The sequence below is a fragment of the Xanthomonas sp. NCPPB 2864 genome (genome assembly GCF_056675615.1).
Genome location: NZ_JBWWVS010000001.1, coordinates 445,149 through 460,542 on the forward strand (window position 1 = coordinate 445,149; position 15,394 = coordinate 460,542).

Annotated in this window: 14 protein-coding genes; 10 read left to right on the forward strand and 4 right to left on the reverse strand. The window is 65.7% G+C overall.

Annotated elements, in window-relative coordinates; all coding sequences use genetic code 11:
• Positions 1-7 precede the first annotated feature (7 nt).
• The 8 genes from paoA (at position 8) to AC1KVE_RS01865 (ending at position 8,389) form a co-directional block, all read left to right on the forward strand.
• Positions 8-658 carry an aldehyde dehydrogenase iron-sulfur subunit PaoA gene (gene paoA, locus AC1KVE_RS01830; RefSeq protein ID WP_481091986.1) on the forward strand — a complete coding sequence of 217 codons (651 nt, stop codon included), beginning with the start codon at positions 8-10 and terminating at the stop codon, positions 656-658.
• On the forward strand, positions 655-1,605 hold the full coding sequence (locus tag AC1KVE_RS01835; RefSeq protein ID WP_039526229.1) for an FAD binding domain-containing protein: 951 nt from the start codon (positions 655-657) through the stop codon (positions 1,603-1,605). The genes paoA and AC1KVE_RS01835 overlap by 4 nt, the downstream gene beginning before the upstream one ends.
• Position 1,606: 1 nt before the next feature.
• Complete coding sequence (gene paoC / locus AC1KVE_RS01840; RefSeq protein ID WP_046343579.1) at positions 1,607-3,814, forward strand: aldehyde oxidoreductase molybdenum-binding subunit PaoC; 2,208 nt, start codon at positions 1,607-1,609, stop codon at positions 3,812-3,814.
• On the forward strand, positions 3,811-4,827 hold the full coding sequence (locus tag AC1KVE_RS01845) for an XdhC family protein (protein ID WP_065032552.1): 1,017 nt from the start codon (positions 3,811-3,813) through the stop codon (positions 4,825-4,827). The genes paoC and AC1KVE_RS01845 overlap by 4 nt, the downstream gene beginning before the upstream one ends.
• A 582-nt stretch (positions 4,828-5,409) precedes the next feature.
• On the forward strand, positions 5,410-5,583 hold the full coding sequence (locus tag AC1KVE_RS01850; RefSeq protein ID WP_481093053.1) for a hypothetical protein: 174 nt from the start codon (positions 5,410-5,412) through the stop codon (positions 5,581-5,583).
• Complete coding sequence (locus AC1KVE_RS01855; protein WP_046343576.1) at positions 5,580-6,188, forward strand: nucleotidyltransferase family protein; 609 nt, start codon at positions 5,580-5,582, stop codon at positions 6,186-6,188. Before AC1KVE_RS01850 ends, AC1KVE_RS01855 begins: the two co-directional genes overlap by 4 nt.
• Positions 6,189-6,700: 512 nt before the next feature.
• Entirely contained in the window at positions 6,701-6,916 is a 216-nt protein-coding gene (locus AC1KVE_RS01860; RefSeq protein WP_039813188.1) for a hypothetical protein, read from the forward strand.
• A 222-nt stretch (positions 6,917-7,138) separates the two neighbouring features.
• Positions 7,139-8,389 (forward strand): DUF819 family protein, encoded by a 1,251-nt coding sequence (locus AC1KVE_RS01865; protein ID WP_046343574.1) that lies wholly within the window; start codon positions 7,139-7,141, stop codon positions 8,387-8,389.
• A 179-nt stretch (positions 8,390-8,568) separates the two neighbouring features.
• Here the strand turns inward: AC1KVE_RS01865 and AC1KVE_RS01870 are convergent, their stop codons facing one another.
• Together AC1KVE_RS01870 and AC1KVE_RS01875 are read right to left on the reverse strand one after the other, a co-directional pair.
• Positions 8,569-9,735 (reverse strand): Tle-like phospholipase domain-containing protein, encoded by a 1,167-nt coding sequence (locus AC1KVE_RS01870; RefSeq protein WP_127159700.1) that lies wholly within the window; start codon positions 9,733-9,735, stop codon positions 8,569-8,571.
• 36 nt (positions 9,736-9,771) lie between these two features.
• On the reverse strand, positions 9,772-10,536 hold the full coding sequence (locus AC1KVE_RS01875; protein ID WP_181097664.1) for an ankyrin repeat domain-containing protein: 765 nt from the start codon (positions 10,534-10,536) through the stop codon (positions 9,772-9,774).
• Positions 10,537-10,776: 240 nt separating this feature from the next.
• Here AC1KVE_RS01875 and AC1KVE_RS01880 point away from each other — a divergent pair, with 240 nt between their 5' ends.
• Entirely contained in the window at positions 10,777-11,481 is a 705-nt protein-coding gene (locus AC1KVE_RS01880; RefSeq protein ID WP_481092056.1) for an HAD family hydrolase, read from the forward strand.
• Between the two features lie 501 nt (positions 11,482-11,982).
• Here the strand turns inward: AC1KVE_RS01880 and AC1KVE_RS01885 are convergent.
• Positions 11,983-12,207 (reverse strand): YbdD/YjiX family protein, encoded by a 225-nt coding sequence (locus AC1KVE_RS01885; RefSeq protein WP_016904074.1) that lies wholly within the window; start codon positions 12,205-12,207, stop codon positions 11,983-11,985.
• Positions 12,207-14,279, reverse strand: coding sequence for a carbon starvation CstA family protein (locus AC1KVE_RS01890; protein WP_481091985.1), 2,073 nt, complete (start codon positions 14,277-14,279; stop codon positions 12,207-12,209). Before AC1KVE_RS01890 ends, AC1KVE_RS01885 begins: the two co-directional genes overlap by 1 nt.
• Positions 14,280-14,508: 229 nt before the next feature.
• Between AC1KVE_RS01890 and AC1KVE_RS01895 the strand changes: the two genes are divergently transcribed.
• Positions 14,509-15,366 (forward strand): pirin family protein, encoded by an 858-nt coding sequence (locus tag AC1KVE_RS01895; protein WP_184613420.1) that lies wholly within the window; start codon positions 14,509-14,511, stop codon positions 15,364-15,366.
• The last annotated feature ends 28 nt before the right edge of the window (positions 15,367-15,394 follow it).

Genomic DNA, 15,394 nt, shown 5'->3' on the forward strand with positions numbered 1-15,394 from the left:
GCCAGCCATGAGAGATATCAAGATGACCCGTCGCGAGGTACTGATCGCTGGCACGGCGTCGGCAGCCAGCGTTGCCGCAACCCAGTCGATGGCCGCCACTGCAGCCAATGCGATGTCGCAGCGGCAGGCAGTCGAGCCTGCCAACGCATCGAGCCAGGTCGCATTCGAAGTCAACGGCAAGCCGGTGACGCTGACCCTGGACAATCGCACCACCTTGCTGGATGCCCTGCGCGAACACCTGCATCTGACCGGCACCAAGAAAGGCTGCGACCATGGTCAATGCGGCGCCTGTACCGTGATCGTCGATGGGCAGCGGATGAATTCCTGCCTGTCGCTGGCGGTGATGCATCAGGGCGGCAAGATCACCACCATCGAAGGCCTGGGTACGCCAGACAAGCTACATCCGATGCAGGCGGCCTTCGTCAAGCACGATGGATACCAGTGCGGCTACTGCACGCCCGGCCAGATCTGTTCGGCGGTGGCGGTGCTGGACGAAGTCAAGCGCGGCATCCCCAGCCATGTCACCGACGATCTGAATGCCAAGACCAGGCTCACCACGCCGGAATTGCAGGAGCGCATGAGCGGCAACATCTGCCGCTGCGGTGCGTATTCCAACATCGTCGATGCGATCAATGATGTTGCGGGAGAGCGCGCATGAAGGCGTTTAGCTACGAGCGTGCGACTTCGCCTGCCGACGCTGCGGCCAAGGCGGCGCGCCAGCCGGGTGCCAAGTTCATCGCTGGCGGTACAAACCTGCTCGATCTGATGAAACTGCAGATCGAGACGCCCTCGCACCTGATCGATGTCAACGGGTTGAGCCTGGATACCATCGAGGAAACACCCGATGGCGGCCTTCGCATCGGCGCGCTGGTGCGCAATACCGATCTGGCAGCCGATGCCCGTGTGCGTCGCGATTACGCCGTACTGTCGCGCGCATTGCTGGCAGGTGCGTCGGGGCAGTTGCGCAACCGCGCCACCACCGCAGGCAATCTGCTGCAACGTACGCGTTGTCCGTATTTCTACGACACCAACCAGCCATGCAACAAGCGCCTGCCGGGCAGCGGTTGCGCGGCGATCGGTGGCTTCAACCGGCAGCTGGCGGTGATCGGCGTGAGCGAGGAGTGCATCGCCACCCATCCCAGCGACATGGCCATTGCCATGCGCGTGCTGGATGCGGTGGTCGAAACGGTGCGTCCGGATGGACAGACGCGTGCGGTGCCGTTATCCGAGTTCTACCGTGCGCCTGGCAAGACGCCGCACCTGGAAACAGTGCTGGAACGCGGCGAATTGATTACTGCGGTGAGCCTGCCCAAACCGCTCGGCGGCACGCATGTCTACCGCAAGGTGCGCGATCGTGCCTCCTACGCATTCGCCCTGGTGTCGGTTGCGGCGGTCGTGCAACGCGATGGCAGCGTGCGTGTCGGCGTCGGCGGTGTCGCCCACAAGCCGTGGCGCAGCGAGGCGGCCGAAGCACAGTCGCGCCAGGGCGCACGTGCGATTGCCTCCGTGCTGCTCGACGGCGCACAACCCACCGAACACAACGCCTTCAAGCTGCCGCTGGTTGAGCGCACCTTGACCGCGATCCTGGCCGACACGAGGGCCTGATATGAAATTCGACACTCCCGCCAGTACCAATCCCATCGACCAGCTCAAGGTGGTCGGCAAGCCGGTCGATCGTATCGACGGTCCACTCAAGACCACCGGGCAGGCGCCGTATGCGTACGAGCATCACGATCTGCCTGGCCGTGCCGCCTATGGCCATATCGTTGGCGCCGGCATCTCCAAAGGCAGCATTCGCAGCATCGATCTGAGCGCCGCGCGCAATGCGCCGGGCGTGCTCGGCATCGTGACTGCGCAGAATGCAGGCAAGTTGCAGAAAGGCAAGTACAACACGGCCAAACTGCTCGGCGGCCCGGAGATCCAGCACTACCACCAGGCCATTGCGGTGGTGGTTGCCGAGACCTTCGAGCAGGCACGTGCTGCAGGCCAGCTGATCAAGGTCGACTACGGTCGCCACGTCGGCGCCTACGATCTGGAAAAGGCCCGCGATGGCGCCAAGGTCACCAAGGAGGGCGGGGCGCCGAACAGTGCGGTCGGCAATTTCGATAGCGCCTTCGTGGCAGCGCCGGTGCAGCTGGATGCCGAGTACACCACGCCCGATCATTCGCACGCGATGATGGAGCCGCACGCATCGATCGCGATGTGGGAAGGCGACAAGCTGAGCGTGTGGACCTCCAACCAGATGATCGACTGGAGCGCGGGCGATCTGGCCAAGACGCTGGGGATCCCGCGCGAAAACGTGCGTCTGATGTCGCCGTACATCGGTGGCGGCTTCGGCGGCAAATTGTTCCTGCGTGCCGATGCGGTGCTTGCCTCACTGGCCGCGCGCCAGGTCGGACGCCCGGTCAAGGTGATGCTGCCGCGGCCGCTGATCTTCAACAACACCACGCATCGCCCGGCCACCGTGCAGCGCATCCGTATCGGTGCACAGCGCGATGGCAAGATCACCGCGATCGCGCACGAGAGCTGGTCCGGCGACCTGCCCGAGGGCGGCCCGGAAATCGCGGCCGCGCAGACCCAGTTGCTGTATGCCGGCGCCAATCGGTTGATTTCCACGCGCCTGGCGGTGCTCGATCTGCCCGAAGGCAACGCGATGCGTGCGCCGGGCGAAGCGCCGGGTCTGATGGCGCTGGAAGTGGCCATGGATGAGATGGCCGAGAAACTGGACATGGATCCGGTCAAGTTCCGCATCGTCAACGACACCCAGGTGGATCCGGAAAACCCACAGCGTCCGTTCTCGCAGCGTCAGTTGGTCAAGTGCCTGGAAGACGGCGCAAAGCGTTTCGACTGGTCCAAGCGCAAGGCCAAGCCGGCCAGCAACCGCGATGGGCGCTGGTTGGTCGGCATGGGCGTGGCGGCCGCGTTCCGCAATGCGCCGGTGATGACCTCCGGCGCACGCATGCGGCTGGAGCAGGGCGGCCGGGTAGTGGTGGAAACCGACATGACCGATATCGGTACCGGCTCCTACACCATCATTGCGCAGACCGCTGCGGAGATGATGGGCGTGCCGCTGGACTGGGTGGATGTGCGCCTCGGCGATTCCAGCTTTCCTGCTTCGGCCGGTTCCGGCGGCCAGTGGGGTGCGAACAGTTCAACAGCCGGTGTGTATGCCGCGGCAGTGAAACTGCGCGAAGCCGTCGCCAAGCAGCTGGGGCTGGACCCGGCCAAGGCCGAATTCGCCGACAGCCATGTGCGTGCCGGCGGCAAGCGCATCGCGCTCGGTGATGCCGCGGCCAATGGCGCCCTGGTGGTGGAGGACAAGATCGAGTTCGGCGAGCTTTCCAAGACGCATCAGCTGTCGACCTTCGGCGCGCACTTTGTCGAAGTCGGCGTGGATGTCGCCACCGCCGAGGTGCGCATCCGCCGCATGCTGGCGGTGTGCGCGGCCGGACGCATCCTCAACCCCAAGTCTGCGCGCAGCCAGGTCATCGGCGGCATGACCATGGGCGCGGGTGCAGCGCTGATGGAAGAGTTGGCGGTGGACAAGCGGCTGGGCTTCTTCGTCAATCACGACCTGGCCGGTTACGAAGTGCCGGTGCATGCGGACATCCCGCATCAGGAGGTGGTTTTCCTGGAAGAAAGCGACCCGATGTCGTCGCCGATGAAGGCCAAGGGTGTGGGCGAGCTGGGCATCTGCGGCGTGGCAGCGGCGATCGCCAATGCGGTCTACAACGCCACCGGCGTGCGCGTCCGCGATTACCCGGTGACGCTGGACAAGCTGCTGCCGCATCTGCCCGAGTTGCTGCGCGCGTGAGTGCGGTGGTGGCCCCGGTCACGCATGCAGCGCCGGCCGAGCCGGCGTGGCCGGCATGGCCGAGCTATGCACTGCACGATGACCTGCTGCCCACGCTGACCGCCTGGCATCGGGCGGGGCAGCGCGTGGCCATTGCCACGCTGATCGACGTGCAAGGCTCGTCGCCGCGCCCATTGGGAAGCGAGATGGCCATCAGCGCCGATGGCCGGGTGGCTGGCTACGTCTCCGGCGGCTGCGTGGAAGCGGCAGTGGCGCACGAGGCCAGCGCCGCCTTGCGCGACGGCATGCCGCGCTGGCTGGACTACGGCGAGGGCAGCCAGGTGCTGGACATCCAGCTCAGCTGCGGCGGCCGTATCGGCGTGCTGGTCTGGCCGGTCCAGGACCTGGGCGAGCATCTGGCGCGCTGGCGCAATGCGCGCCAGCACCGTCGCCCGTTCCATGTCGCGCTGGATCGGAGCACCGGCGCCGTCCGTTACCCGGTCAGCGCGCAGGACCTGCGTCCCGATGAATTCCTGCGTACGCACCGGCCGCCGCTGCGGCTGGTGCTGGTCGGTGCCGATCCTGCGCTGCTGGTGCTGGTGTCGCTGGCCAGCCAGATGGGCATCGAGGTACGCGTGCTGCGGCCGCATGGTCCCAGCGAACCACCGCCCGGCCTGGCCGCCGACCATTACGATCGCCGTGCATTGGGCGACGCGCTGCAGGACCTGCATCTGGATGCGGACACGGCGCTCTACAGCCTCGCACATGACGGCGACAGCGACCTGCAGGTCGCCTGCCGCGGGCTTGCCTCCAGGGCTGCCTGCATCGGCATCCTGGGCAGCCGCCAGAAGCGGGAAGCACGCCTGCAGGCACTGCGTGCGCTCGGCTATGACGATGCCGCGCTGGCCAGATTGCGCTTGCCGGCGGGCTGGCGCATGGGGCGCTCCTCCCCGCATACGATTGCACTGGGCATCATTGCCGAAGCCACCCAGGCGGTCGCCGATGGGCAGGCTGCTGCTGCGTTGGCTGGCTAGGAACGGCCACCAAGACGGCGGCGCTCACCGCCATGCAGAGCGCGGACAGTAGTCGTAGGTACCACTCATACTGCGATTGCTTGGCGCCATCCGCATCGGCTTGACGACCGCTCGCTACGTTCCGTTAGCCACTCCGAGCCGTGTCGCCGTGAGGTCGGAAGGGCACTTCAATCGCGCGTTTGCATTAACTTCGATACGAATTTCAATGTGCAGTCGCCAGATGGTGGATGCGTGGTTGTCGATGAAGTTTCTGGTGCTGAAAAGTATCCGTCTGGAGGGTAAGTAATTTTTGATATGCCTTTTAAGGCATGCTCTTGTGATCCGCGCTTCTGCCGGTAACTGCGCCATCCAATGCTGGCAATCAGTCGCTGCCGTCCTGATCGCAGCGCTACCGCAGCTCCGCACATTTCTTCGTCATGCTGGTCTTCGTCATGCTGGCGCAGCAGTGCAATGCGCAACGGTCGGGTGGTAGACGTCGGAAAGCGTCATTCCCTGGATCGGAGAATGCGTTGCATTTAGTCACTCCGCGCGCACAGTTACCTCTTTAGGCTGGCGCATCCCCAATATGCACACCACGTCGCCATGACCGAATTACTTGATCACTACGACGACGTCTCTGGCGACGCAGCTCGATTGCCGTCGCATTTTGTTGCCGGTCATCTCGGCCAGGTCCGGAGCAGTGCGCTCGTCGATGTGTGCCCGACCTTGCGTACGTCGCGCCATCGTTCGCCGCGCGCCCTGGCATCGGACGCATGAGCAGCGATCACGTTGCGCTGCTGCTCGCCGCGGGTGCAGGACGTCGGCTAGGGCGTTCCAAACAATTGCTGTTGCGCGACGGCGAACCGTTGTTGCGGCGTTTCGCACGCATCGCGCTACAGACGGCGCCGCGCCGCTGCGTGGTGGTGCTGGGCGCCGATGCCGACGCATTGAGCGAGGTCCTGCAAGGCCTGGAGGTGGAAGTGCTACGTCACGCCGACTGGGCCGCCGGCATGGGCTCCAGCCTGGCGGCGCTGCGCCAGCATGTGCAGGACGACACGTCGCTGAGGCGCAGCCTGATCCTGGGCTGCGACCAGCCCGCGCTGGATACGCCGCATCTGCGCGCCTTGCTGGAAGAAGCGGACCGGGCCGCATCCGGATGCGCCACCAGCGGGTACGCCGGTGTGCGTGGTATCCCGGCGGTGGTCACCCATGCGGCCTGGGCCGACGTGCCGCTCCACGGCGACAGCGGCCTGCGCGGCTTGTTCGCCGGCCTGGACGTGCAGAGCTTGGGTTGCGTCAGCGCTCCGGCGCTCGCGCTGGACGTGGACACGCCCGCCGACCTGGTCGCTGCGCAACAGCGTGGCTGGGTGGATGCGGATTGAGACACCGTGACGGGTGCTTGACGCGCTATCCGGCAGCCTGGGGGCTAGGTTGTCTCACGACCACAGCACGAGCGCTTCCCTGATCACCAGGACATAGCCCACCACCATCGCGGTCTTGACCGGAAACTGGAACTTCCTGAGCAGATGCATGTGACCCCTCCCCCGAGGCATCTTCAAGAGCGACGAATTCCCCCGCGCCGTCTGCGCCCGTTGACGGCCAGCCGCGACGTCTGGTCGCCGCTCGAGCGCAAATTTAGCGCCAGCTTCGATCGGTGTCACGTAAGAATTTTCCTACCTTCATGCCAGTGTCCGCCCGACGGCGTTGGCATTAGCAAAAAGACATGCTGGCTATGCCGGACGCGGGGCCCTAGGCCACTCTCCCGCGGCCCCTTGAGTAAGGGCACGCCGGCATCCCCAACGGGACCCCGGCACTGCCATCGCTGGTGGGCTGCGCCATTGCGCGCTGCCCACTTCCGTCGTTGTACCGCTGCATCTGCCGGCCGGAGGCCCTGATGGACGAGTCCCGTTATGTTGTGCGTATTCATCCCGAACAGGGCGGTTGGTGGGTGACCCGGCCGCAGTGGTCGCCGCTGCGTTATCTGCGCGAGCAGGGCGCGCTGGAAAATGCCGAATTGATGGCCAAGCTGCATTGCATGACCACCGGTCAGCCCAGCGGCGTGGTGTTGAAGACCGCCGACGGCGAGCGCGTGGTGCGTCGCTACGGCTGACCGAGCCGGCCGCTTGCAGGAAGCGCAAGGAAGACGCTGACGATCCTGCCAGGGCAGGGTGGCCGACCACACGCACCCGGCAACCCTAGCGCAGTGCGCCAGCCGGCGGCCTTGCAGTCACGCCGGGAGTCGCCTGCGGATCCAGTCGACTGGACACGACCGATCGGCCATTCTTGCTGCGATCCGCACCTTGGCGGCCCCTAGTCGAGAATGTCGCCCCTAGTGAATGCCGCCGGTTCTGCCTTGATCCAAAACGATATCGTGGTCTTCGGCCTGATCGCCGCCACGCTGGGAGCGGTGTTCTGGACCTCCTCGCGCGAGCAGGGGGTGTGGCGACGCTTCTACGCCGTGGTGCCGGCGCTGCTGCTGTGTTACCTGCTGCCGGGCATCTACAACACCGTCGGCTTGATCGACGGTGCCAATACCCGCCTGTACAACCCGATCGCGCGCGACGTGCTGTTGCCGGCCGCGCTGATCCTGCTCACGCTGAGCATCGACCTGCGCGCCATCCTGGGGCTGGGGCCCAAGCTGGTCGCCATGTACCTGGGTGCGTCACTGAGCATCATGCTGGGCGCGGTGGTGGCGTTCTGGGTGATGGGCTGGGTGCATCCGGCCACGGTGGCCGGCGATACCTGGGCCGGCATGGCCGCGCTGGCGGGAAGCTGGATCGGCGGTGGGGCCAACATGCTGGCGATGCGCGAGGTGTTCGATGTGGATGCCACCACCTTCGGGCAGTTTGCAGTGGTGGATGTGGGCGTCGGTTATGTGTGGATGGCGGCGCTGATCTTCCTGGCCGGGCGCGCGCGCAGCATCGATGCGCGCAGCGGCGCCGATACCCGCGCGCTGGATGCGCTGCAGGAGCGCATGGCGCGGTTCCAGGCCGAACACGCGCGCATTCCCAGCTTGGCCGACCTGATGGTGATCGTGGCGGTGGCGTTCGGCGGGGTCGGGCTGGCGCACGCGCTGGCCAGTCCGCTGGCTGCGTGGTGCAAGGCCAAGCTGCGCTGGTCCAGCCAGTTCAGCCTGGACACGCCGTTCGTGTGGGTGGTGGTGCTGGCAACCAGCATCGGCTTGCTGCTGAGCTTCACCCGTGCGCGCACGCTGGAAGGAGCCGGAGCTTCCAGGATCGGTTCACTGCTGCTGTACTTCCTGATCGCCTGTATCGGCATGCAGATGGATTTGCTGGCGCTGCTGGACCGGCCCTGGCTGTTCCTGCTCGGGCTGATCTGGATCGCGGTGCATATCGGGTTGCTGTGGGGCCTGGGCCGCCTGTTGCGGGTGCCATTCTTCTATTTCGCGATCGGCTCGCAATCCAATATCGGTGGGCCGGCCTCGGCACCGGTGGTGGCCGCCGCGTTCCACCCGGCCCTGGCCCCGGTCGGCGTGCTACTGGGCACGATGGGCTACGCCACCGGCACCTATCTGGCCTATCTGGTCGGCATCACCTTGCGCGCGATGGCGGGAGCGGGCTGACCGACCGTCGCACGGTCGGTGTAGTCGTCGGGGGGGGGGGGCAGGAAGTGCCGGGGTTACCTGGAGGTATCACGCATTGGCGCAGTGCCGGATGTACTGGCTACATCCCTTCGGCGAGCGCTTGCGAGGTGCTGTCAGCCTCGAGGCGGGCACTGGCCAGCGCCAGTGCCCGGTCATGATTACTGCTGAAGGCCGCGCCGCTGCGCTTCCTGCTGCGTGCTTTGCTGCGACTGCTGCTGGTTGTGCTGCTGCAGCTGATCGACATTGCCGTGCGCCGGCTCGTTGGCCGCCGCGGCAGTCTGCACATGGCTACGCAGATGCGCCGGGTCGTCCATCCGGCCTTGCACCGCAATCAGGCTGTCGCCGTCGCGGTTGGGCACCAGGTGGTCGATCCGCTGCAGGCCGTCGCTGCTCGCACGCGCGGCCACGCTGGCGGCGGTGTTGAGAAACGCGGTGTCGTCACGCAGGCCCAGGCGTTCGCGCTGGCCGTCCAGGCGCACCACCGCGTCGTTGAACAACTGGCTGCCTGCACCTTGCGCCTGCCCGGGCGATTGCATCTCCTGTGCCTTCATCACCGAGTCCATGCCGTGCAGGTCCAGGCGATGCTTCAACATCATGCCCGGCACCAGGCGTCGCCCGAACGACAATGGGTCCGGTTCCGGCAGCTCGATCTGATGGCCGGCCGCATTGGGCATCGCCCACTTCAGCGGAATGCTGTCTTCCTGCAGATGGGTGAGGATCTCGTTCTTGACGTGGTAGCCGCGGATCAACTCGCTGCTGGCGTAGTCCTTGGCTGCCGAGGCATCCAGACCCTGGCGTTCCAGCGTGCGGTCGTTGACGCCGGCGGCGTTGTAGGTCACGGCGGGGATGTCGTTGACCATCGCCGACGCGGCCGCCAGGCCGCCGCCGAGCGAATGCCCCGAGATCACCACTTGGTCGCCGAACGCCTGCTTGGCCTGGCTGCCGAGCTGGATGGCAGACGCGTATTGCGCGTCGTCGAAGCCCAGGCCCTGGCCAAGATTGTGCTTCCAGTCCTTGCCTTCGTCGGTGCCGCAGAAGCCGAGTACCACCTGGCCCTGTTCGTTGCGGTAGAACGCGGCATCGAAGCCGCTCTTGGCATCGTGCAGCAGGCCGGGGTCGATGCCCGCCCGTTGCAGCGTGCTGTCGTCCATGCGCGTCCAGCCGTTGGGCAGCGGCGCAAAGGTTTCGGCGCCGCCTTCGCGTCGCTGCGAGGCAGTGGCATAGAGGTCTTGCAGCAGCGCGGGGAACTGGCGGTCTTCCGGCTGCGGTTGCTGTCCACGCATCGACTCAGCGAATGGGGTGGACGAGGAATTTGACGGGCTCATGCGCGGCTCCTTGCGTTCGTCGTGCGAAAAGCCCGCTTAGCGGCTGCTTTCCACGGGAATGTTGTGGGCGCTCAACCATGCGCGCACGTCCGACCTGGCTTGCTGGCCGGCGGCATTGAGCAGGCGGTCCGGGGTGGTGAAGAAATACGCCTGGAAGGTCTTCTGTTGCGCGTTGCGCAGCGTGGGATCCACCCCGGCCTCGAGCAATTGCAGCACTGCCGGGCTTGCCGCGCCGCTTTGTGCGGCCAGGTGCAGCACGCTGTTGCCGGTATTGTCGACGCGCTGTACATCGGCGCCTGCTTGGATCAACAACGCGGTCTGCGCATCGCGCTTGCTCTGCACGGCGCGGAACAACGGCGTCCACCCGGCGCGTGCGCTGACCACATCGACCGGCGCCTTGTGCTGCAACAGGATGTTCAGATATTCCGCATCCTTCGCCATGGCCGCCATATGCACGACCGTTTCCTGGTCCATGCCCGGCAACGACGGATCTGCGCCGGCATCGAGCAATGCCGCAAGGGCACGAGGTTGTTCGTTCCAGATCGCCCACTCGAGCAAGGTGACGTTCTGGTCGCCGTGTGCGGCGAGATCGACTGTCGGTGCGAGTGTGCGGATTCGGGCGACATCACCGTGCGCGATGGCGTTGGCGATATCGGTCAGGCCGGGGTCGCGGAAGGCGACGGTGTGGTCCTGCAGCGTAGCTGACATGGTGGTTTGCTCCTTGGCACCGGGCGAGGCGGTGCATGAGACCGCGAAAAACGAGGTCGCAAGAACGAGCAGGGTGGGGAATCGCGTCTGCATCGAAATCTCCTTCTCCTGATCGCATTCCTGGTGGCACTGCGGTGTGTCCTTCCGCAGCCGGGCCGATCCTACCAGCTGCCTGGACGACGCGCGGTAAGATTTTGTGACATGCCGGCGCCGCGGGTTTCGCTGGTCGAGGCCGTTTGCCGTCGTTGTATCGGCATGTCGCCGATGCATCACGACGAGTCTCACGCGCGCATGCACTCCGCCACAGCCAACGGTCACAACGCGGCCGGCATAATGGTGCTTTGCGAGCAGATGGGTGCAATGGTCTACGAATTACTGATCAGCGATTGCGATGGCGTGCTTGTCGACAGCGAGATACTGGCCGACCGGGTGATGCGCGAGGCGCTGGCGGCCTTCGTGCCGGCCGAAGCGTTGGAGCAGTTGCTCGGCACAACGTTCGGGCAGACCACGCGCGAGGTATTGCTACGCGTGCAGGAACACTTCGCAGTAAAGCTGCCGGAGACCTTGCTGGCACAGATCCAGGCGCGCAGCGAAGCCTTGATCAAGGCCGAGGTGCAGCCGATTGCCGGCGTGCGCGACGCGTTGGAGCAGATTCCGTTGCCGCTGGCGGTGGCTTCCAACAGCCGCCGCCACAATGTGATTGCCTCGGTCGAGCGGGTAGGGCTCACCGCACGCGCGGCGGGGCACATCTTCAGTGCCGACATGGTGGAGCGGCCCAAGCCGGCGCCGGATGTCTATCTGTTGGCCGCACGCACCCTGGGCGTTGCGCCGGAGCGCTGCCTGGTGATCGAAGACAGCCCCACCGGTGCGACTGCCGCACTGGCGGCCGGCATGCAGGTGCTGGGGTTTACCGGCGCCAGCCATATTCCGCAGGGCCACGCCGACACCCTGTGTCGCATCGGTGTGCTGGCGGTGTTCGACGATATGCGCGAGCTGCCTGCGTTGTTCGAGCGGTTGGCGCAGAAACGCGCTGGCTGAGGGCTGCCGGCAGGACGTCTTGGACGCAGTGTCGATGGTGGCGCAATCGCAGCCCTCCCGTTCTGCAACCGACTGGGCCGGACCGTGCAATCGACCTGCAATGACAGAGGGGTGGTGAGACGCTGGTCGACGCACACCGATCCGACCAATGCACCTCATGCACTGCTTGCAACCACGCACACCGACCCTCTCGACTGGTCCTTGCCCGCCCACCGTCGCGGGACCTTACGCGGCATGGATGCCGCGTAAGAGCCTACACGGACGTACTTGCGGCGTGTCCCGCGAGGGTGGGCGGGCAAGGGCCCTGCAGCCAAGTCGCAGACACACCGCTCTACAACTGATCTATCCGCAAAGCCGCAGATCAGCCGCTCTGTCTTGCGGCGTGTCCCGCGACGGTGGGCGGGCAAGGGCCCTGCAGCAATCCCAAGCCATCAACGCAACAGGGCGCGATTCGCATCGCGCCCTGTTGCGTTCCGGCTCGCCACCTATCCGATCATCCGGTCAGCAGCAGCGGAACCCGCTCTTGCCGCCGTAACGCGCGTCCTGGCGCTCGCGGAAGAAGGTCGGGTAGTCCATCACCGGTTTGTCGGGGTGTTTTTCCAGCATGTGGCGCACGTAGTTGTCGTAATCGGGAATGCCGCAGCACAGGCGTGCGGTCTGGATCAGCCGCCGCCAGATGCGGCGATGCACCTGGTATTGGCTGGCGAGAACGAGTTGGGTGCCCATTACAGATCCGCCATCTGGTGTGGCTGCAAGGCCACGTACGGGGTTTCGCGATCGCTACGCTGCGGATTGCGGCGCGCAATCACGATGGTCTTGATTGCGTAGATCAGGATCGAACCCACCACGAACAGGAACAGCACGGTCAGCCCGGTATTGACGTAGGCATTGGTGACGATCTGCTGCATCTGCGCCACCGTCTTGGCCGGCGCGGTGACGGTGTTGCTGGCGATGGCGTCCTGGTACTTGTGCGCCTGCGCCAGGAAGCCCTGCGCCGGGTTGCTGTCGAAGATCTTAATCAGCCCCGCATAGGTGGTGCAGATCAGCAGCCACACCGCCGGCACCAGGGTGACCCAGGCGTAGCGGTCGCGCTTCATCTTGAACAGCACCACCGTGCCCAGCATCAGTGCGATCCCGGCCAGCATCTGGTTGGAGATGCCGAACAACGGCCACAGGGTCTGGATGCCGCCGAACGGGTCGATCACGCCGGTGTACAGCAGGTAGCCCCACAACGCCACGCAACCGGCGGTGGCGATGATGTTGGCCGCCCACGATTCGGTCTTCTTCAACGCCGGGATGAAGTTGCCCAGCAGGTCCTGCAGCATGAAGCGGCCCGCACGCGTCCCCGCATCCACGGCGGTCAGGATGAACAGTGCTTCGAACAGGATCGCGAAGTGGTACCAGAATGCCATGGTGTCTTCGCCCGGCAGTAGCTGGTGCAGGATCTGCGCGATGCCCACCGCCAGGGTGGGCGCACCACCGGCGCGTGCCAGGATGCTGTGCTCGCCGATGTCGCGCGCCGTGGCTTCCAGCACCTCCGGCGTGATCGCAAAGCCCCATTCGGACACCTTGGCCGCCACCGCCACGGTGTCGCTGCCGACCAGTGAGGCCGGGCTGTTCATGGCGAAGTAGATGCCCGGCTCGATGATCGATGCGGCTACCAGCGCCATCACCGCCACGAACGATTCCATCAACATGCCGCCGTAGCCGATGTAGCGCATGTGGCCTTCATTGGCGAGCAGCTTGGGCGTGGTGCCCGAGGCAATCAGCGCATGGAAACCGGAAACCGCGCCGCAGGCGATGGTGATGAACAGGAATGGGAAGATACCGCCCTTCCAGACCGGGCCGTCACCGGTGGAAGCGAACTGGGTCAGTGCCGGCATCTTCAGATCCGGCATGACCACCAGGATGCCGATCGCCAGCGCCAGGATCGTGCCGATCTTGAGGAAGGTGGACAGGTAATCGCGCGGCGCCAGCAGCAGCCATACCGGCAACACCGACGCGACGAAACCGTAGCCGATCAGCATCCAGGTGATCTGCTTGGCGGTGAAGGTGAATGCCGGGCCCCAGCTCGGATCCGCCGCGACCTTGCCGCCCAGCCAGATCGCGCCCAGCAGCAGGATCAGGCCGACCACCGAGATCTCGCCGATCTTGCCGACCCGGATGTAGCGCATGTACACGCCCATCATCAGCGCGATCGGCATCGTGGCGATGACGGTGAACATGCCCCACGGGCTTTCCGCCAGCGCCTTGACCACCACCATCGCCAGCACCGCCAGGATGATGATCATGATCAGGAAGGCGCCGAACAGGGCGATGGTGCCGGGCACCTGGCCCATTTCCTCGCGTACCAGATCGCCAAGCGAGCGGCCGTTGCGGCGGCTGGACAGGAACAGCACCACGAAGTCCTGCACCGCGCCGGCAAACACCACGCCGACCACCAGCCACAGCAGGCCGGGCAGGTAGCCCATCTGTGCGGCAAGCACCGGGCCGACCAGGGGCCCGGCACCGGCGATCGCGGCAAAATGATGGCCGAACAGCACGTGCTTGTTGGTGGGCACGTAGTCCAGGCCGTCGTTGTTGGCCACCGCGGGCGTGGCGCGGGTGACGTCCAGCTGCATCACCTTGTCGGCGATGAACAGGCTGTAGAACCGGTAGGCGATCAGATAGATCGACACCGCCGCCACCACGATCCACAACGCGTTGATGTGTTCGCCGCGGCGTAGCGCCACGGTGCCCAGACAGAACGCGGCCAGCAGCGCCAGCGCGCCCCAGGCCAGCTTCGAGAACCCTTTCATGCATGCCCCTCAGGAACGATTCACCCAAGGGTCACCCTCTGCCCGCCCGGGGTCAATGGCGCCGTTCCGGGCCGGGGTAAAACTTTAGTTGTAGAGCGTCGTGGCGCCGCCTGCCGGATCGCGCGGCGGTGCCGGCGGGTTTTGGAACGATCGGTTGCGCCGGTCGCGGTTGGGCCGCGTGCCGGCTGCATCCATTATTCGAGCCAGTCATTCACGCAGGGAGAGGTCGATGAGCACCACCACCACCGCAGCGGCGCACGTGCTGCGCACCATCCGTGGCATGCCCGCCTCCGACGGTGCCGGAGTCAAGCTGACCCGCGTGATCGGCACCCAGCAGCTGCCGGACCTGGACCCGTTCCTGATGCTGGACGAGTTCGGCACCGACAAGGCCGAAGACTATCTGGCCGGGTTTCCCAGCCATCCGCACCGCGGCTTCGAGACGGTGACCTACATGCTGGACGGGCGCATGCGCCACAAGGACAACCACGGCAACGAGGGGCTGCTGACCCCGGGCAGCGTGCAGTGGATGACCGCCGGGCGCGGGCTGATCCATTCGGAAATGCCCGAGCAGGAATCCGGGCGCATGCGCGGCTTCCAGCTGTGGGTGAACCTGCCGGCGCGCGACAAGATGACCGAGCCCAAATACCAGGAGTACGCCCCGGAACGCATTCCGGTCGCCCAGCCGGCGCCTGGCGTCACGGTCAAGGTGATCGCCGGCGCGGTGGGCGAGGTGCGTGGCCCGATCGTGCAACCGGCCACCGAACCGGTGTACCTGGATATCGCACTGGCACCGGATGCGGCCTGGGACTATGTAATGCCCAGCGGCCACAACGCGTTTGCCTACGCATTCGAAGGCGCGGTGACGGTGGGCGAGGGCAATGCCGCGCGTGTGCTGCCGGCGCAGGAACTGGCGGTGCTCGGTGGCGGCGAGCGCCTGACGCTGCGGGCCGGTGCAGACGGTGCGCAGCTGATCCTGGTGGCGGGCCGCCCGCTCAACGAGCCGGTGATGCGGCACGGCCCGTTCGTGATGAACACCAAGCAGGAACTGATGCAGGCCTTCGTCGATTTCCAGGAAGGCCGGTTTTGAGCCGGCGCGCTACAGCCACCGCGGGGTT